Source organism: Clostridium manihotivorum (assembly GCF_004015185.1).
Lineage (GTDB): Bacteria > Bacillota > Clostridia > Clostridiales > Clostridiaceae > Clostridium_AR > Clostridium_AR manihotivorum.
In genome coordinates this window covers 4,536,399-4,554,868 of sequence record NZ_CP025746.1, presented here as the reverse complement: position 1 = coordinate 4,554,868, position 18,470 = coordinate 4,536,399, and the positions used below count along the sequence as shown (strand labels likewise).

Genomic DNA, 18,470 nt, shown 5'->3' with positions numbered 1-18,470 from the left:
GTGTTTAGAGCAGCTGTTTGGCTGAAGAGTAAAAAATATACCGCCTGCCAGAATTCCTTCACATAGGTACATAAAAGGCAGACGGGCAAAAAACTAAATGAAGAAGATTTCTTCAGAGACTTTTTTTATTACGTGCTTAGCGTTTAAACAAAACCACCTGCTAATAGGGTGGTCATGATTAAATATAACATATACAAATCAATAAAATTACTAATTTGGAGGTAAAGACATGGCAGTAGATTTTATTACAAACCTAGAAAAAGGGATGGAAAAATTACATAAATCAGGAGCGTTTTTAACTGTTAAAGCAGGAGACATAACTAATACAATGACTATAAGCTGGGGAAGTATTGGTTTCATATGGGGAAAGCCTAGTTTTACTGCATTAGTAAGAGAATCAAGATATACTCATGAATTGCTTGAAAAAGCCGATAGCTTTACCGTAAGCATACCTTATACTGAAGAAATGAAAAAGGCCTTAGCCATATGCGGAAGTAAATCAGGAAGAGACATAGATAAGGAAAAAGAAACAGGTATTAAGTTTGTACCTTCTAGAGAAGTTGAAAGTGCTATAGTTGATAACTGTAATTTATATTACGAATGCAAGATCGTTTATAAGCAGGATATGGACCCAAAGATGGTAGATAAAGCAGTTGCAGAACAGGCCTACGCAAATGGTAATTATCATACCCTATATTATGGAGAAATAGTAGCTAGCTACGAGAAGTAAGATAATACTTTAAACTAAGTATATGTTAAAGCAACCTTTCGAAATTAAGCTATTAATAATGAGGATGATTCAATTTTAGTAACTATATTGTGAATACAGCATATTCCTTATAGTAGTTTAATTAGAAGCATAATATAAAATTTAGAATGAACATAACTTGTAAAGATATAATCATTAATTAAAGCTTGCTTAAGACAGGCTTTTAACTTAAGGTGTCACTACTAATTGGTATTGGCACCTTAATGTTTTTACTCTTAAGTGAAGTGCAAAAATTTTGCTAGCTAAAACTAGTAATATGAAGGCTTTAGAACATATAGTTAGGGTGAACAGTAAAAAATAATCTTATTCGCCTGCCAGATTTTCCTCATATACATTGGGAAAGGCAGAGGAGCAAAAAAGTCACTGAAGAAGGTCGCTCAATGGCATTAAGTTAAGAGAATTCAAGAAGCTATTACATAAAGTGATAGCTTCTTTTTTCAGAGTTAGCTGTAAATGTTCAACCGAAATGAAGAAAATAATTTTAAAAATTGCATGCAAATAAAGCAGGCATATATCCCGCTAAAAAAAACTATTAAATTAATCATTATTATGCTACTCTATACATGAAGCTTACGGATGTTTTTTCAGACATATTTCTAGGTCGCGAACGACCAGGTCGAATCGGTGTTATGTGCCTAGCAATCAAAGCTTCTATATTAGGTGGAGTAACTTTACCAAGGAAAAACTGTCGGCATATATGCGCTGCAACAGAAAAGTTGACTTTGTAGTCGTATTTCCTGTTCCTTTTCTTTATGATTACGTGTTGGGTAATTATTTCAGAAAAGTTGTACATAATTAGCCTTGCATATATTTCCTGAAGTATGTACTCCACCTTTTTGAATGAAAATGTAGCAATCCAATAGTATATTTCAAATCACGGAATGATGTTTCAATTCCCCAACGCTTGAAATAGAGTTCTTTTAGTGTTTGAGGTGAAAATTTCGTTCTATCTAGGTTTGTAACAACAACCTCATAAGTATCATCAGTAATTTTAAATCGTACAATCCGAAACGGTAGTTTGTACATTACTGTAGGATCACTTTTTCTATTTGTCTCTGGGAGATAGTCAAATGTCTTATTTTTCCCAATTAGTCTATAATGGTTTTTATCCTTAAGCAATTCTTTCACTTTATTAGTTTGTTTTCTAGTAAGGTTTAAATCAATATCAACATCAAATTCATCAGCAGATGGAAGTTCAAATCCATGTAAAATACCTGATGCATGACCATGAAAATCTTTTATTCTTATTAGGAATTTCCATCCTTTTTGTTGAATGTGTGCCATATTGTTATAAGATTCATACCCTCGATCCGCAAGGATAATTGCTGGAGTTTTAATAGTAGATCTGTCTACCATGTCTGTTAATGCCTTACATTCATTGGAAAGCTTTCTTCTCAGCACAATTACGTCCTCGTAGGTATGTTGATTAAGATCGTATAATGCATTTAAATGCAAAAGGTTGTACGGTTTCCTAGAGTCTTTAAATTCATATAAGGAATCCAAATCGTTTTTATTTGTTGGAATATGTATGTCAGATCCATCGACAGCCAAAAGGCGATAGCCTTTAAATAGATAATCAGTTGTTGTTTTGTTAACGAAGTTATGAAATAATTTTTCAAATGCCGTAGTCAAGATCTTTGCCCTTTGTTGAACAAAGGCCGCCGATGTAGCTGTGTCAATAGAGCATCCCCATTGATTTAAAAGCTCATTACTTAAAGTATTTCCTTCCATTCCTAGCAAAGAAAAAATTATTTTATCAAAGGGAAGTTTTCGATTTCTAAGGAAATCCTTGTCGGGATTCCTAATATTCTCTTTAGGATTATCGCGAAGCTCTTGAATAAGTTCAAATAAAGTGGATCTCAATTCTTGTGACTTAGTATTCATATGTATTCTCCTCGTAATTGAAATTTCTCTCTAATTACAAGGGCCGCTTTCACTAACTTTAAAACAATTGGTAGTGAAAGCGGCCACATATTTTTGAAATGCTGTCAAGTGATAATTAAAAAAAATAAAAAAGACCCACAGCACATATTTGTGATGCAAGCCTTTCCTTAACTTAATGACATTGAGAAGGTCGCTTTAGCGAATTTTTTACAACTAATATTTGAAAACACACAGAAAAAAGTCATATAATTAGCTAGTAAGTATTAATTAGGATGTGAGAATTAGTGTACAGACCGTTAGCAGATAGAATAAGGCCAGAAACCTTGGATGAGGTGGTAGGTCAGCAGCATATTTTAGGAAAAGGAAAGATTTTAAATAGAATAGTTGAAGGTGGAACCATATCAAATATGATTTTTTATGGTCCTCCTGGTGTTGGAAAAACTACCGTAGCAAATATTATAGCAACCAGAGCAAATAAAAAGTTCTATAAATTGAATGCTACCAATGCATCCCTAAAGGATATTCAGGATATAATTGAAGGCTTAGATACCTTTGATGGATTAAATGGAGTTGTTTTATACCTAGACGAGATTCAAAACTTTAATAAGAAGCAACAGCAGTCTCTTCTTGAGTTTATAGAAGATGGAAGGATAACTCTTATATCCAGCACTACAGAAAATCCATATCACTACATATTTAAGGCTATAATAAGCAGATCAACAGTATTTGAATTTAAGACCATGCAAGACTCAGATATAATAAAGGCTTTAAATAGAGCCGTAGACTTGGTTAAAGCGGATCATAAGAATACTACAATCCAAGTAGAAAAAGAAGCTCTAAATTACTTTGCAGCCTCCTCAAATGGGGATGTTAGAAAAGCCATAAATGGGCTGGAGGTAGCTATAAACTCCACAAATCCTAATAGCGAAGGAATAATCTTAATAGATGAAGAGATAGCAAGAGACTGTACTCAAAGCAAAGTATTTAACTACGATATGCTAGGGGATAGTCACTATGATATACTAAGCGCCTTTCAAAAATCCATAAGAGGTAGTGATCCAGATGGAGCTATTCATTACCTTGCAAGACTAGTTAAGGCAGGAGATATTCAGTCTATTTGCAGAAGACTTATGGTAATAGCCTCTGAAGATATTGGTCTTGCTTATCCTAATGCAGCAGTGATAGTAAAATCTTGCGTGGATGCAGCAAATCAGTTAGGTTTTCCAGAAGCACGGATACCACTAGCACAGGCAACTCTAGTGCTGGCTACTGCACCGAAATCAAACTCAGTGGTATGTGCTATAGATGCCGCACTTCAAGACATAGAGCAAGTAAATATTGGTGATATACCACTACACCTAAAAGATGCCCACTACAGCGGAGCAAAAGCCTTAGGAAGAGGTATAGAATATAAATACCCTCATAACTATGAAAACAACTATGTACAGCAGCAGTATCTTCCAGACAATATTAAGGATAGAAATTACTATGTGCCAGGAAAAAATAAAAATGAAAAGGCTGCCTATGATTATTGGAAGAAGATAAAGGAATAGTGGTGGAGATAGGATTAAATATAAGTTGCTTAATGGTGCTTTTATAAACATTAAGTTAGGAAAAGCTAGTTTAGAAGTGAAGATATAATTAGATATTGGAAGTTAGATTTTATTGATAGTCTCAATTATCAGAGGATGATAGTTGGGGCTTTTTTTGTTTGTATATATAGATTAGTTCAAAGTCAAATATATAAAGGTGGATGCTAAGGGAAACACCACTGCATACTACTATGATTTAGCAGGAAGAAAGATAGCAGAAGTATCACCAAACAATTATGATGCAACTAAAGATTTACAAAACTTAAGCAGAACAGAGTACAACTATGATCTTATGGACAGAGTAAAAACAAAGGTTTCAGTGTATTTTGATAAAGTAAGTAATAGCTTTACTACCATAACCTCACAAGCCTTCAAGTATGATAACAACGGAAACGTGGTTAAGGAATTAGATGCAGTAGGTTACGAGGCTGGCACAGGAAGCACAATTGATGACAAGATAAGTTCTGGTTATGGAAAGATTTATTATTATAATCTAGCAAATAAGTTATTAACAATATTAGATGCAGATTCACAGGACAGATTACTTCCGTATTCCAAGAGATATACTTATGATGGAACAGGAAGAAAGATAACTGAAACTGATGGAAAAGGTAAGGTTACCACCTGTTATTATGATGACGCAAACAATATTACAAAAACAACTATAAAGAGACTTGCCTCAGAAGCAGAAGTTACTGTAAGTTCTGCGACCTATAATAGTACTGGTGATGTGATTACTGCAACTGATGGTAATGGAAATATAACAACTTATGAGTATACAGGCTTTGGTAAGGTAAAGAAGGTAAGTTACCCAGGTGACAGTACTATAGCAGCTTATTATGTTATCTATCAATACAATACTGTTGGAAGAGTAATTAGAAAGCAGGACTCTGTAGGGGTAGCAAATATTTACACCTACGACAGTGCAGGAAGAGAACTCACCTCCACAGAAGAAAATGTAGATGGAACTGAAGCTATAGAGGTAGCAACAACCTATGATAAGAACGGAAATAAGAGATTCTTAACTGATGGTAATGGCGTAGTTACAGAAAATGTTTATGATGAACTTAACAAATTAATAACTAGTACAATCTACGTTACTGACGGTAGTGGAAATAAAGTTAAGCATACAACCAGCTATATCTACGATAAGAATAACAATTTATTAAAAGAGATTGATTGGCTGGGAAATGAAAAAACTTATGTTTATGATGCTTTAGATAGAGTTGTTGAGAAATACGACCAAAATAATAAGCTAATACAGAAGTTAGAGTACTACCACAATGGAACACAATCAAAATCTTATGATGCCCTTCAAAATGTTACTTTGTACTATTATGATAAAAATAACAGACTTATAAAAACTGTAGATCCAGAAGGTCATATTACACTTCAGCATTACGATGAAGTAGGCAATATTGACCAAAAGACAGATGGTGATAACAACACCACTTACTACAGTTATGATCAGTACAATAGATTGGTATCGGTAAAGAATGCTAAAGGTGAAATAACGAACTACACCTATGACTTAAACGGCAACATGCTTACTGAGGTAGATGCACAAGGTAATATCACAACCTTTGAATACAATGTGGCCAACAAGCTAATAAGGAAGATTTTCCATGGAGGAAGAACTGGAAGTAGCGGAAGCTACACTTACGATCCTTCAAAGACAGAAAGCTATACTTATTATGCAAATAGTGATTTAAGAACTAAGGTTGATAGAAACGGAGTAACGTCAACTTACACTTATGATATTCATGGAAGAAAAACTTCAGAAGCTATAGGAAGTATAACTAATTCCTTTGGTTATGATAATAACGGTAATCAAATTAGAATTACAGATGCAACAGGTACTACTACAAGAACCTATGATGAACTAAATAGAGTTACTTCAAAGTCAGTACCAACCGTTGGAACAATTGTTTATAAGTATAATATAGTTTCAGGTATAGTTGGTCTAGACTCAGGAAACTTTGGAGAGTCAGAAACAGATCCAAAGGGTAACGTAACCTTAAAGATATATGACAAAGCTGGAAGAATCAAAAAGGTAATAGCAGGAGACGACACAACAACCTACAACTATTACGATAATGGAAGCTTGAATAGTGTAGTATATCAAAATGATTATAGTGAAGAATACACTTATTATAAAGACAAGTTATTAAGAACTCTTGTAAATAAAACAGCAAATGGAACAGTAATTGAAAGCTACAGCTATACTTATGATAATGCGCATAATATGCTTTCAAAGACTGACAACAAAGGAACTACAAGTTATACCTATGATGAACTAAACAGATTAAAGACAGTAACAGAGCCAAGTGGTAAGGTTACAACTTATACCTATACTTCAGCTGGAAACAGAAATACTGAAACAGTTGTAGAAGGTTCAAAAACTACGGTTAAGACTTATACTTATGATGCTTTAAATAGACTTTTAAGTATAATCACTACGTTAAACACAGTTGCTGTTGAAAATACTGCATACACCTATGACAATAATGGAAATCAGTTAACCTCAAAAGTAGATGATTATCTAAATGGTGTATTACAGTCATCTATGTTAACTACCAATGTATACGACAGCTTAAATCAATTAATACAAACAATTACTCCAGATAATACAACTATAAAGAATATTTATAATGGAGAAGGTGTAAGAGTAGAAAAGCAAGTAGGAAATTCTTCTACAAAATATCTTTATTCTTCAGATAAAGTGGTGTTAGAATTAGATGGAAATGGTAATTTGATTGGCAGAAACATCTACGGAATAAACCTACTTGAAAGAATAACTGATAATAGTAAAGCTTACTATTTCTATAATGGACATGCTGATACTACAAAGCTTATAGCACAGGATGGAACAGTGCTAAATAACTACTACTATGATGCCTTTGGTAATATCACAGATTCCAACGAAAATATGGACAATCCATATAGATATGCAGGCTATCAATATGATGAGGAAACAAAAACTTACTATGTCATAGCAAGAATGTACGATCCAAGTACAGGCAGATTCCTTCAAGAGGATAGCTACTCAGGAGATATAAAAGATCCGCTTAGCTTAAATCTATATACTTATTGTCATAATGAGCCGTTGATGTATAACGACCCTACTGGACATTTCTTTGAATCTCTTAAAAATATTTGGGGGGGAATTAAAGAAGCGGCATCTAGTGCATGGGACGTAGCTAAATCTGTTGGTTCAGTGATTGCTGATGGCGTAAAAGAAGCGGTATCAACTGTAGGCTCATTTGTAGCAGGAACTGTTGCAAGTACCTTTGAAACAATGTATAAGCCAATGTATGCAGCTGGAAAGGCTTTGGGAAAACTTGAAACTAAGTTAACAGGAACAAGTCATATCACAAAAGCTGTTGAGAAGTTTAAGAAAGAGAATATGGATGTAACTGTAGATTGGATAAACAATCTTGCATCAAACATGAAAGCAAAGAAGGCTGGTAATGCAGTAGGTTCATTTGTCACTGAAGGTCTTTTAATTTTAGGTGTGGGTGGAGAAGCAAAGGCTGCTAGCACTGCTGTAGGTTTGTCAAGTAAAGTGTTCCCTTGGCTTGAAAATGCAGCTGTGAACTTTACAGCTGGAACATTAACTACTGCAATAGATGAATATGCTGATGGAAAGTCAGGAAATCAGATATTACACAACTCTCTGCAAACAGGTCTAATAGCAACTGCTGGAGGTATGGCAATAGATGGTATACCATTGTTAAAAGAACCAATTAAGAATGGTTTATCTAAGATAGGATCTGCATTAGATAGTTTCGCTAGCCAGCCAGCTTTAGAAACTGCCGGTGTACCTAATATAGGTGAAAACTTATTTTCAAGGCTTAGTGACATGCTAGAAAATTCTAATATGTCGTTTATTAAGAAGGGAACTAAGGGGGTGGCTGATGCTAGTGAACTAGCAAAGCCTGGAGAAGATTTATATGTTGGTACGTACAGTAAATCAAGGTATGCTAATATAAAATCAGGATTAAATGAAACACACACTCCTCATCATGCTGTTCAAGATGCAATAAGCGAAACAACACATGGAAAAGGAATTACAATTAATAGACAATTGCAAGAGTTAATTAGACAAAATAAAGCTACAGGCAATTTCTTGAAAAAATAAAGAGGTGATAAAGAATGGATAAAGAAAAGGCATTAAGCTTTTTAAAAGAAAATCAACCTATGCCAAATGATAAAAATTTAAATGAAAGCCTAATTAGTATGTACGATGAAGTAAGAAGATACTTTTTAGCTAATCCAGATGAAGAGTGTTTACCATTATTTTTAAATTCCTTTGGTGAATATGGTGGCATGGGAGTATATCAATTGGTTGAAGACGTAATTTTAAAATTTAAACATGATAAAGTTGTGAGTTGTTTACTAGATGCATTGAAAAGCAAATTTAATGGAGTAAAGTATTGGTGTGCTCAAATCTGTGCACTATTTCCAGATGAAAAATTAATTACTCCACTAGAAAAGTTACTAAATGATTCAAGCCAAGATATTAGAATGTCAGTAATAACTTCACTGTCTCAAATACAAGATGAAAAAGTGATTACTATATTGAAAAATCAACTAAGTGTTGAGGAAGATGATGAAGTTAAAGATTTTTTAATTGATGTAATTGAAGATGTAGAAGGGAATATTTAAGTCTCGATTCAAAATTAAAAGATAACTGACTTCAAAATTAATATTTTTATAAAAAATACCATAAATTAATAAAAGTTATAAAGGTACTCACTGCATAATATTAATTAAGCAGTGAGAAAAGGCAAAATGAACTAGCTGAAAAATAAGTAGGCTAGTTCATTACTTTTTACAGTGATAAAATAGTGTTAATGTTGAAGATACTTAACTGTGCCACTAAAAGGTAATAAGACAGACTCTGCCCCAAGACCAGCTATGTGAAGTCAAGCGAAATAATTGTAGAAAATCCATTGCCCAATGTAGAAAATGCCAAGATTGACCCTAGAAAATTAACAGACTATGCATTGAATCCTGATCATCCAGTTGGCGGCAACAAAGCAAAAGTATTTGAGAGTGCATTAGGATATAATAAATCAAATGCAGATGAACTAATGAATCAAGTATATGAGAAATTAAATGTTAGCGAATCGGTGTTAGGAAAAGTGGACCAATATGGGCAAAGATATACTGTTGATATGCTAATATCCGGACCTAATGGTAATACAACCACTGTTAGAACAGGTTGGATTTTAAAGCCAGGTTCCAATGTGCCAGAGATGACTACAATTTATGTAAAGTAAAGGATGATGTAAAATGAAATTTGCGGAGTATGATACAGTTATCTTGTTAAAAGATTATGAAAGTGAAGGTTTAAAAAAAGGTGACATAGGGGCAATGATAATGATTTACACGGAACCTAATGAAGCGTATGAAGTAGAATTTGTAGATAATGATGGTGAAGTGAAAGCACAGATAGTACTTCTTCCTCATGAAATTGGAAGATATAGCAAGTAAATATACAACAAATAAGCCATTAAAGATATATATTTTTAATAGCTTCAAAAAATATTTTAATAGGGATTATGACATTGGTTCATAGTCCTTATTGTCTCTCATAATAGCAAAGACAATATGTGTAAGCTTATGAGCTACTGCTCCCACGGCAGTGAGATGATGTTTTCCTTCACTACGTTTTTTATTATAATAGTCATTAAGGGAACTCTCGTGTAATGTACAAGTAGAAGCAGCAAGAAATAAGGCTCTTCTAAGGTAAGGAGAACCACGTTTAGACATTCTATTATTATTAGATGAAAATTTGCCTGATTGCTTTATAGTAGGATCAATTCCGGCATAAGCTACTAGGCTAGCTGAATTAGTGAAACGCTTAATATCGCCTATTTCACTTAGGATAATAGCCGCAGTTACAGCTCCAATACCAGGAATTGAGGTCAAATGACAGTCAAATTGATTATAATAAAATTCAATTTCATTGTCTAAACTTTTAATCTGGGCTTCGATGAATAATACTTGATCAATAAGTTGTTTAAGTTGAAATTTGAACGCACTTTGAGCTACCTTGATTCCAAAAGTATTTTGGGCTGCAACCTTTATTTTTTCGGCCTTAGAATAGCCAAGTTGACCACGACTACTTTCACTTAAAAAGCCAGCCAATTCACTTGTATCAATTTCCAGTATTTCTTCAGGAGTTTGATATCTTTCTAGTAGCTTTTTAGAACTTATTCCCCATGTGTCAGAAAAAAGTTTTTCATATTCAGGAAAAACTTGATCTAGGACAGTAATTATTCTACATTTAAGTTCGGATACGCTATCTACTAAAGATAACCTATATCTACAAAGCTGTCTTAAGGAAAGTAGCTTATCATCAGCTAGCTTAGTTGTTGTAAATCTTCCAAAGCGTATAACCTCAGCAATAATAAAAGAGTCTTTAGTATCATTTTTTGTTTGACGAATATATAGATTTCTAAAACTATCTAATTGTATAGGATTTATAACATTAATCGTATAGCCTTTATCTAGTAAGAATGAATATAATGAAAGCCAATAGTGACCTGTAGCTTCTAAGCCGAAGGTAACGTCAGATTGGCCAATATTCTTAGTTATATAGTCAATCAATTTATTCGCTCCGATATGAGAATTTGAAAATTTAATGGATTTGCCGATGACTGTACCAGTTTCATCGATTATAGTAGCTTCATGATTACTTTTGCCGATATCAATACCCACAATATACATATAAACAGCTCCTTATTGTTTTAGATAGAATCCTCAATTCAATGCAAGTTACATCCTGGTTAGATATACGAAGAATTATAATAATATAATCAACATCCAGCTTATACGCAATATCTCGCAGAGATGAGGTAACAGTCTTAGTCACGAGGTCAAAGCCTCAAGGGGGCGTACGTAAACCTCTATCTATACGAGAATATTGTCTCAAAATTAGAGTTATTAAACAATAGACTTAGATATCTTATTGACATTGTAAAAAGAAATACAACTAAAGATTTTGGAGAGATCTATTGATTAATCTTTACAAGCTTATCATACCAGGGGGAGACTAAACCTGATTTCTATGTAGGAGAAAAATCACCAACTGGGTATACAACTTTAACAGCTGAAGATTATGCAAGATTGAATTCTAATATACCTAAAAATCGATTAGAATCGCATAATGACCTTATAAATAAAGGATATACTACCAATGGACCATCATCAGGTGGATATGTTACGTACAAGAATGGTGACTTGAAGGTTGATATTAGACCAAACGGTGAAATTATTAGTACAAAAAGAGTTAATGTTAACCCAAATGATACTTCTTGGAATGCGAAAAAATATTGGCAAAGAACTTACTATGATGGTACTCCAATTCCTGATGGACATAACTCTTATCAGTATGTTGAGTCAATTGATAATTCTACTTTTATTCCACCTAAATAGAGGTAACTAAATTTTAAATAAACAAGAAAGTTGATAGTAATATATTTACTAAAGAATCGGAGGTATTTATGTAAATGAAGCATAATTATTCATTAGAAAGTCAGATTACAAAAGGAGTAGTACAGTATATAGAAGATATAAAGATTGATTTAAACACTATCAAAGTTTTCCTTCGTGAGATGAATACGGATAACAGAACAAGTATTGAAGTAATTGGATTTAACAATTTTTCAATCACTCTTGATTTTCCAGAGGATATAGTTAAAGATAGAGAAGAATTCACACTACAATCCTTAATTGGCTTTACTTATGATGAGAAGAGTGAAGGGTATATTTATTGCTTAAAAACAGATGACTATGAAGTAATGTTTGAAAGTAAAAATTTCCCTACTATAATTAAGTTATAAAGTGTATATTTAGTCTTATAGATTACACTGCATAAATATAGTATAAGTGACTTCATAAAAATGACACTATAAAGGGTTAACGTAATTAAATGGTTAATGCTAATTAGGACACTGAATAATTACAATAATGCAGTGAGCTGTAACTAAAAGAAAAACTAAATATATATTATAACAATGATAAAAGTCAATGTTTCTTATGAAGAAGCATTGGTTCTTTTTCCATTAAGAGTGAGGATATCAAGAAGGTTGAGGATGAAATGAAGAAGCTACTAAAAATTCTAGACTTAAAGCTTGAAACAATCCCAGGGATAAATATTGTAACTGCAATAGTACTTGTTGCTCACATAGGAGATATTAAAAGATTCCATAATGCTGATAAGCTAGCTAAATTCTCTTGGATAGAACCAGTAAATTTCAGTTCAGCAGATACAGGTATCAAAGAAGGAAACTCCTAGAAATCCCGTTTTCCTAGAGTATTACAAGCGAAAAGTTTCCGAAGGTAAAACCAAAATACAAGCATTAGTGTGTGTAATGAGAAGGCTTAACAACATCATCTATGGGATGATGAAGAATAAGACTGAATACATTTTACCATATATGGAAGTTGAAAAGATAGCATGATAGATTAAATAATTACGGATATGCACTTAGGGACACTCTCTGTCCAGCAAGTTTATCAAATCCAGAAGAATATAATGCTATATTAAATCATGTAAAAGAAATAGGAGCAAAAGTAGAATTTAGACCAGGAACCTTGGCTTATGACATTGAATTCGGTAAACCATCAGGAGTCACAATAAAAGGTTCAGAGAGGGATTTCTTTAAAAACACAATAATCTTAAGAATATGTCAAAGCAACAAGTAATTGATTCAATTCCGAGTGGTTGGGAAGTTAAAGGTAGAGCTCTATATGATAAAAATAATCTTTATAGAGCAAGAATAGACCCACCAGATAATGTTACTAATTATGACCATATACATTTATACGATTATTTTAATAAGAAGAATAATAAGCTAAATATATTGCTTGATGAGAAGTTTAATAGGGTTCCGTATAATTCGCCAGATGGTCATATAAAAATTATGCCTTAGGAGAGAATAGCATGAAAAGTGAAATTATATTAAAGGAAATTGAGAAATGTAATTATTGGGATATGGGAGTTGATGAGTTAGCTATAAGTAGTTATTTCGATGAAGTTAGTATTTCGTTCTTTAATGAAAAGAATGTGACTTATAAGTTCTCAAACTGTTATAAAATAATATCGGAACACTGCATGGACTTTGATAAAATCGGATACGATGAGAACGGAGAAAGAAACTTGCCACCTTATTTTCTTCAAAATATAAGTATTCAAGAAATAGAGATAAATAACAGAATGCTTTATAAGGTAGTAATTGATATGCACCCATTGGATATAGAAATTTGGTGCAAAGATATTAGTGTTATATCAAATTAGAGCTGGATTATAGGAGTATAGGGAGTCAAGTCATAATTATTTAATGAGTTGAAAGGGTAAACCAACTTGCTCCAAAATCAGAAGAGGCTTACTGCAGTAAAATTAATATTATAAGCATATAAGTGGAAATATATAAAAAAGGTAGTTTTTGATAACTTTGAAATGTTGCATCTACCTGCATAATGTCAATTTTGCATTGAGTAGCTGAACAAAGTAAAAATCAGTGTTAAGATGGTAGTAACAGGTAAAAACTGTTGCTGCCATTTGTTTTGTAACTACAGTTTCAGCCCAAATGGGGTAAAAGAAGCTAGTGACTTAGCAAAGGTTGGGCAAAGAAGAACGGCATTACCAACAAGCTTATTAGAATCAAGTAATCCATCTGATATTACAGCTTTTTATAATTATCAAGGAAGTATATTTCTTCGAAGTAGTAGAGGTGAGATGATATACGAAGATCTAGTTCATGAAGGAACACATGCTTTAGATTATTTGGAGGGCTTCGGAATGAACGGATCAAAAAGTATTTGGAATTGGGAGACAAGAGCATTTTCCCAGGAAAGACAATTTCAGATAATGTTAGGACGTCAAGTTGAATTCTCATCGCTGCCAGAAATGAAATTAGAAATGCAAATGAGATAAAATGGCGGATATACTCCGTTTAACCCCTATTAAAGAAGGGAGGTAGCATATGATAGAATTAATTAATGATATGATAATTTATCTTAAGACTGGCGAGAAATCGAAAAAACTAGAAGATGCATCCTTAAAGAATGATAAAATTATTTTCAATATAATTATTATCAATATTATGAAGTGGATTAAACTGGATCATAAGAGAATAACTATCATGAAAGTTCAATCTAAACCTTTGAAGCTTTATCCGGATTGCAAATGGTGTCAAGTATTAAAGAAATTAGTAGAAGAAAATGAATACTTTAAAAGCGTCTTTACAATAAATGACGAAGGATTGTATTATAATGAACAAATAGGTGATGAAACACGTAAAGCTGTAAGAGAAATAGCTTATGAAAAGTTTAATCCAAAAGAAATTAGTTAGAATGATGCAATTGAAATAGCAAATAAATTTTATAGTGATAACTTTTTTAATATAACAGGGAAGAGACAAGAATTCACGGCAATTGGAGCTGAAAAGTCTTTTTTAGAGCCTAATTGTTTAATTTAATATCAGAAGAAGGAAGCGTTATTGATGGTCCAGTTTTTGTTCTTGTTGATGAAGAAAAGCATGCAAGATTTATTTAAATAAGAGGTGGAATACAAAAATAAACAATGTGACTCCATAAAGATATATTTTCATAAAATATACTAAAATCAATAAGATAATAAAATTAACTAGTAGAATAATTGTAATAATACAGTAAAAAGATGAAATGAACCAGCTGAATTCAAGTAAGCTGGTTCATTATTCTTTAGCAGTTACCTAAATATCATCAAGATTATCACATAATACCTGCGCTTAGAGGTAAGAGTAAGCCATATGCTTACTTTATTAAGCAAAGAGGTATAGATGTTGACGAGTACACTATTACTGTTTCAGGTGGAAAAGGAGGACAGCATATGAATTTCATTCATGGAAAAGGTAATTGGAATCAAAAATGGATGGAGTTCATTGATAATAATCCTAATGCTACAGATAAAGATATATCAATTTGCAAGGAAAATGATGGATGATTATAATTTAAGTGGATATCCAATTCATCCATATGGACAATAAAGTACAAACTGATAATTCAGTAATGAATATGTTTTTTTATAGAAAATATTATAAGAATTGATAGATCCATGATGCTTATAATACTGCAGGCTGAAGTCAAATGTTTGTTGTAAGACTTGGAAAGGCGTATGAGGTATTTATCACAGAATCAAAACTGATTCCACAGTCATTAAGTGGTACTTGGGAAAGTGAATATCTAATCAAATTTGATTCGGGAGGGTTCAAATGAAAATAGAAGATATAACTAAAAGTATAGAACTAGTGAATGATGAGAAGTTATATTTAATTGATATGGAATTATGGAATATTCTCGAAAGCGACAATGAGATAGATGGAAACCTAATAGGAGGAGAAATATATTAAAAGCTCTTTACAGAATGGATGACTTTGTAATGAGACATGAGGGATTTAGTTTGGCGTTTTATCGTTATAGTATCGCATCTACAAGATATAGATGGATGTTCTGTATAGTGTATAATTTTAATCATAAATGGCAAAGAGCCCAGATAGAAAATGTAACTTGTGAATTTTGTGGTTGGAAGGGTGAGATTGCAAATCCAACTGTACCAAGTCTATACGATACTGTGAAAGATAGGCAAGGAGCTCTCAATTCTGCATGAAATCTACATGAAATAAATTGCCCAACTTGTGATAAAAAGCTAACGATAAATGCTATTTGGGCTGAGGAAACATTAAGTAATTAGAAATTTTCTGCATAATATAGAGAAAACTAATTACAAAAAATCACTTTTCATGGCTTTGACATGAAATAATATAAATATAATTCATAGATAAAACCCTGAAATATGAATTTATCTTGCATTATATTAATAATGCAGTAAGAGAAACACTAAATGAACTAGCTTAAGTTAAGTAAGCTAGTTCATTCTTATTATTTTTAGGTCTTAGTCCATTTTAAACTTAAGAATTAAGTTTCTCATGTCAGAGGCATTACGAGCTAATTCTTCTGTTGTTTTCGCTATTTCTTCACTTCCGGCAGAGACTTGATTTGACCCTTCTCCAAGTTGTTCAGAGGTAGCCAATATCTCTTCTGCTGCAGCTACTTGATCACTGGTTACTTTAGCTACTTCCTGTGCCAAGCCGTTCATCATATCGATATTATTTAATATGTCCTGAATTAAATCATTTGTATTTTGAACTGATTCAAAAATATTTTGGAAGATAACACCTGTGTTTTCCACCACAATAACTCCATTTTCTATAGTTTTAGCATTTAAATTAGAGCTATTAACGGAATTAGTTATTTCCTTTTCCACATTATTAATTAAAGATGATATAATTCCAGTAGATTTTGAGGATTCTTCTGCAAGTTTTCTAACTTCGTCTGCTACTACAGCAAAGCCTTTTCCAGCTTCTCCAGCTCTTGCTGCTTCGATTGCAGCGATCAAAGCTAAGAGGTTAGTCTGCTCAGCGATACTGTTAATAATGTCTATAATACCTCTAATCTCACCAGTAGATTCACCAACCTTGTTTATAGAAGCAGCAAGTTGGGTCATAGACTTTTGTATGCCTGACATCTCGATAATTAAAGTGGACATACTATCCTTGCCCTTATTAGAGTTATCAACTGAAGTTATTATCTGATTTTTAGCAATGCTGCTTTTTTCTGTTGAGTTGCCTATTATTTCTGCTAATTTACTTGTGTTTTCAGCAACGTTTTCAATGGACACTGCCATTACGTTTGTGGTCTTGATCAATTCCTGCATTGACTCTGTTTGACTTTGTGCTGTACCGGAAAGTTCTTCTGTAACACTGCTAGTTTCATCTGCTACACAGGATAGCTCCTCTGAAGAGGCTCCAATTTTACTTATTAGTTCAATAAAATTATTTTGCATGGTAACAAGTGATCTTGAGATTAGACCTATTTCATCCTTCATACTGCTATACTTATCTATGTTGCTAATATTTTCATTTGACAAATTAAAATTAGCCAAATTATTAATATTTACAGATAAAGCCTTGACAGGATTGGATATTTTTGATGAAATATATGAAACAACTGCAACCATTAGAAGAAGGCCTAGTGTGCTAAGAGTAATCATAAATATAACAAGCTTATCTACTTGATTTGTAATTTCACTTATTGGGACAACAGCCTCTATGTACCAAGGTTTAGCTGTTTTTCCTATATTTATTGGAACGAAGGATACATAAGTTTTTTTGCCATCTATATTAGACGTCTGTGTGGTATTAACAGCCTGTCCATTACTAAAAGCAGTTTTTATGCTATCTTTTTCTTTTAAATCGTAATCAAATAAGTTTTTTGTAATTAACTCCTTCTTAGGATTAGCAACATAGGTACCAGTGTTTGTAACTATTGTGCTGTAGCCAGTCTGGTAGAATTTAATTTTGTTATTAATTGTTTGTAAAGAGTCAAGTGATAGATCCACTCCAACAACCCCTAGGAAGGTCCCATTAACTTTAATCGGAACTACTAAAGAAGTCATTAAAACTTCCTTGCCACCAACGTTATATAAATATGGTTCAAGTATTACTTCTTCTCCAGAAGCTTTTGCTAATAGATAGTAATCTCCAGCTCCAGGTTTATCATAGTCAACTAGTGGCTCTAACACAACTTTGCTGTCACTATAATGCCAGTAAGGAATAAATCTTCCAGTAGCGTCATGACCTGGTTTATTTCTGTATTCAGCATCTTTGTTATCAAGAGCATTTGGCTCCCAGGCTGTCCAAAGAGCTAAAATATCTTTGTTTTCAGACAATACATTTTTAAGAATATCACTCATAAGTTCTCGATTAGTCTGATTGTTTATTCTGAAACCTTTAAAACTATTAGCAGTAGTTCGAGCAATATCAAAGTCTACATCCAGTTGGTTTTTAATTTCCTTTGAAACACTTTCTGCCTCAGTTTTTGAATTTGAGTATGCTTCTTGTACAGAAGTACTTCTGATACTTACAGTAACTGTTCCAATAATAATTGATAAAATCACTAAGATGCTTGTAGAAATAAATAGTATTAATTTTGATCTTATAGATCTCACAAATTTCATCCTTTCGTAAGTTAAATATATTAGTTTCTTATTAAGTCAAGTGATAAGCGGATATGAATAATTAGCTTTGTAATCGTATACTTATATCTATATGATAAACAGGGATGCCCTTGTTTTCAATGTAGATAGTATGGGATTTGAGGTAAATATAACA

At 32.7% G+C, this 18,470-nt stretch carries 20 protein-coding genes; 16 read left to right on the top strand and 4 right to left on the bottom strand.

What is annotated here, in order from left to right:
* The first annotated feature begins 229 nt into the window (after window positions 1-229).
* A complete protein-coding gene (locus tag C1I91_RS20470) occupies window positions 230-730 on the top strand; it encodes a flavin reductase family protein (protein ID WP_128214538.1) in 501 nt (166 codons plus the stop codon).
* 586 nt (window positions 731-1,316) lie between these two features.
* On the opposite strand, the gene C1I91_RS29205 is transcribed toward C1I91_RS20470, so the two are convergent.
* Complete coding sequence (locus tag C1I91_RS29205; RefSeq protein ID WP_238475854.1) at window positions 1,317-1,562, bottom strand: hypothetical protein; 246 nt, start codon at window positions 1,560-1,562, stop codon at window positions 1,317-1,319.
* A gap of 2 nt (window positions 1,563-1,564) precedes the next feature.
* Complete coding sequence (locus C1I91_RS20465; protein ID WP_238475853.1) at window positions 1,565-2,653, bottom strand: IS4 family transposase; 1,089 nt, start codon at window positions 2,651-2,653, stop codon at window positions 1,565-1,567.
* A gap of 284 nt (window positions 2,654-2,937) precedes the next feature.
* On the opposite strand from C1I91_RS20465, the gene C1I91_RS20460 reads away from it, so the two are divergent.
* The 5 genes from C1I91_RS20460 to C1I91_RS20440 all read left to right on the top strand — a co-directional run bounded on the left by C1I91_RS20460 (window position 2,938) and on the right by C1I91_RS20440 (window position 9,744).
* Window positions 2,938-4,206: a replication-associated recombination protein A gene (locus C1I91_RS20460; RefSeq protein ID WP_128214537.1), complete on the top strand. Its 1,269-nt coding sequence runs from the start codon at window positions 2,938-2,940 to the stop codon at window positions 4,204-4,206.
* A gap of 196 nt (window positions 4,207-4,402) precedes the next feature.
* On the top strand, window positions 4,403-8,386 hold the full coding sequence (locus C1I91_RS20455) for an RHS repeat-associated core domain-containing protein (protein ID WP_128214536.1): 3,984 nt from the start codon (window positions 4,403-4,405) through the stop codon (window positions 8,384-8,386).
* Window positions 8,387-8,400: 14 nt separating this feature from the next.
* Window positions 8,401-8,913 carry a HEAT repeat domain-containing protein gene (locus C1I91_RS20450; RefSeq protein ID WP_128214535.1) on the top strand — a complete coding sequence of 171 codons (513 nt, stop codon included), beginning with the start codon at window positions 8,401-8,403 and terminating at the stop codon, window positions 8,911-8,913.
* 254 nt (window positions 8,914-9,167) lie between these two features.
* Window positions 9,168-9,530 (top strand): DUF6883 domain-containing protein, encoded by a 363-nt coding sequence (locus tag C1I91_RS20445; RefSeq protein WP_205694240.1) that lies wholly within the window; start codon window positions 9,168-9,170, stop codon window positions 9,528-9,530.
* Between the two features lie 13 nt (window positions 9,531-9,543).
* Window positions 9,544-9,744 (top strand): DUF4926 domain-containing protein, encoded by a 201-nt coding sequence (locus C1I91_RS20440; RefSeq protein WP_128214534.1) that lies wholly within the window; start codon window positions 9,544-9,546, stop codon window positions 9,742-9,744.
* A 66-nt stretch (window positions 9,745-9,810) separates the two neighbouring features.
* Here C1I91_RS20440 and C1I91_RS20435 read toward each other — a convergent pair whose 3' ends face one another.
* Window positions 9,811-10,983, bottom strand: coding sequence for an IS110 family RNA-guided transposase (locus tag C1I91_RS20435; RefSeq protein WP_128214533.1), 1,173 nt, complete (start codon window positions 10,981-10,983; stop codon window positions 9,811-9,813).
* Window positions 10,984-11,382: 399 nt separating this feature from the next.
* On the opposite strand from C1I91_RS20435, the gene C1I91_RS20430 reads away from it, so the two are divergent.
* The 10 genes from C1I91_RS20430 to C1I91_RS20390 all read left to right on the top strand — a co-directional run bounded on the left by C1I91_RS20430 (window position 11,383) and on the right by C1I91_RS20390 (window position 15,907).
* The gene (locus C1I91_RS20430) at window positions 11,383-11,691 is read left to right on the top strand and encodes a hypothetical protein (RefSeq protein ID WP_128214532.1); all 309 of its coding nucleotides are present in this window, start codon (window positions 11,383-11,385) and stop codon (window positions 11,689-11,691) included.
* A gap of 74 nt (window positions 11,692-11,765) precedes the next feature.
* Window positions 11,766-12,098 carry a hypothetical protein gene (locus C1I91_RS20425; protein ID WP_128214531.1) on the top strand — a complete coding sequence of 111 codons (333 nt, stop codon included), beginning with the start codon at window positions 11,766-11,768 and terminating at the stop codon, window positions 12,096-12,098.
* A gap of 257 nt (window positions 12,099-12,355) precedes the next feature.
* On the top strand, window positions 12,356-12,553 hold the full coding sequence (locus C1I91_RS29200; protein ID WP_238475852.1) for an IS110 family transposase: 198 nt from the start codon (window positions 12,356-12,358) through the stop codon (window positions 12,551-12,553).
* 391 nt (window positions 12,554-12,944) lie between these two features.
* The gene (locus C1I91_RS20415; RefSeq protein WP_128214530.1) at window positions 12,945-13,190 is read left to right on the top strand and encodes a transposase; all 246 of its coding nucleotides are present in this window, start codon (window positions 12,945-12,947) and stop codon (window positions 13,188-13,190) included.
* A gap of 11 nt (window positions 13,191-13,201) precedes the next feature.
* Window positions 13,202-13,555 carry a hypothetical protein gene (locus C1I91_RS20410; protein WP_128214529.1) on the top strand — a complete coding sequence of 118 codons (354 nt, stop codon included), beginning with the start codon at window positions 13,202-13,204 and terminating at the stop codon, window positions 13,553-13,555.
* A 264-nt stretch (window positions 13,556-13,819) separates the two neighbouring features.
* The gene (locus tag C1I91_RS20405) at window positions 13,820-14,194 is read left to right on the top strand and encodes a hypothetical protein (protein WP_128214528.1); all 375 of its coding nucleotides are present in this window, start codon (window positions 13,820-13,822) and stop codon (window positions 14,192-14,194) included.
* Window positions 14,195-14,243: 49 nt separating this feature from the next.
* Window positions 14,244-14,612 carry a hypothetical protein gene (locus tag C1I91_RS20400; protein ID WP_128214527.1) on the top strand — a complete coding sequence of 123 codons (369 nt, stop codon included), beginning with the start codon at window positions 14,244-14,246 and terminating at the stop codon, window positions 14,610-14,612.
* 404 nt (window positions 14,613-15,016) lie between these two features.
* Window positions 15,017-15,244, top strand: a complete 228-nt coding sequence (locus C1I91_RS20395) for a DUF2380 domain-containing protein (protein WP_128214526.1) — start codon at window positions 15,017-15,019, stop codon at window positions 15,242-15,244.
* Between the two features lie 268 nt (window positions 15,245-15,512).
* On the top strand, window positions 15,513-15,650 hold the full coding sequence (locus C1I91_RS28340) for a hypothetical protein (RefSeq protein WP_164880607.1): 138 nt from the start codon (window positions 15,513-15,515) through the stop codon (window positions 15,648-15,650).
* Between the two features lie 14 nt (window positions 15,651-15,664).
* Window positions 15,665-15,907, top strand: a complete 243-nt coding sequence (locus C1I91_RS20390; protein WP_128214525.1) for a hypothetical protein — start codon at window positions 15,665-15,667, stop codon at window positions 15,905-15,907.
* A 285-nt stretch (window positions 15,908-16,192) separates the two neighbouring features.
* Here C1I91_RS20390 and C1I91_RS20385 read toward each other — a convergent pair whose 3' ends face one another.
* Window positions 16,193-18,307 (bottom strand): methyl-accepting chemotaxis protein, encoded by a 2,115-nt coding sequence (locus C1I91_RS20385; RefSeq protein ID WP_164880606.1) that lies wholly within the window; start codon window positions 18,305-18,307, stop codon window positions 16,193-16,195.
* Window positions 18,308-18,470: the final 163 nt, after the last annotated feature.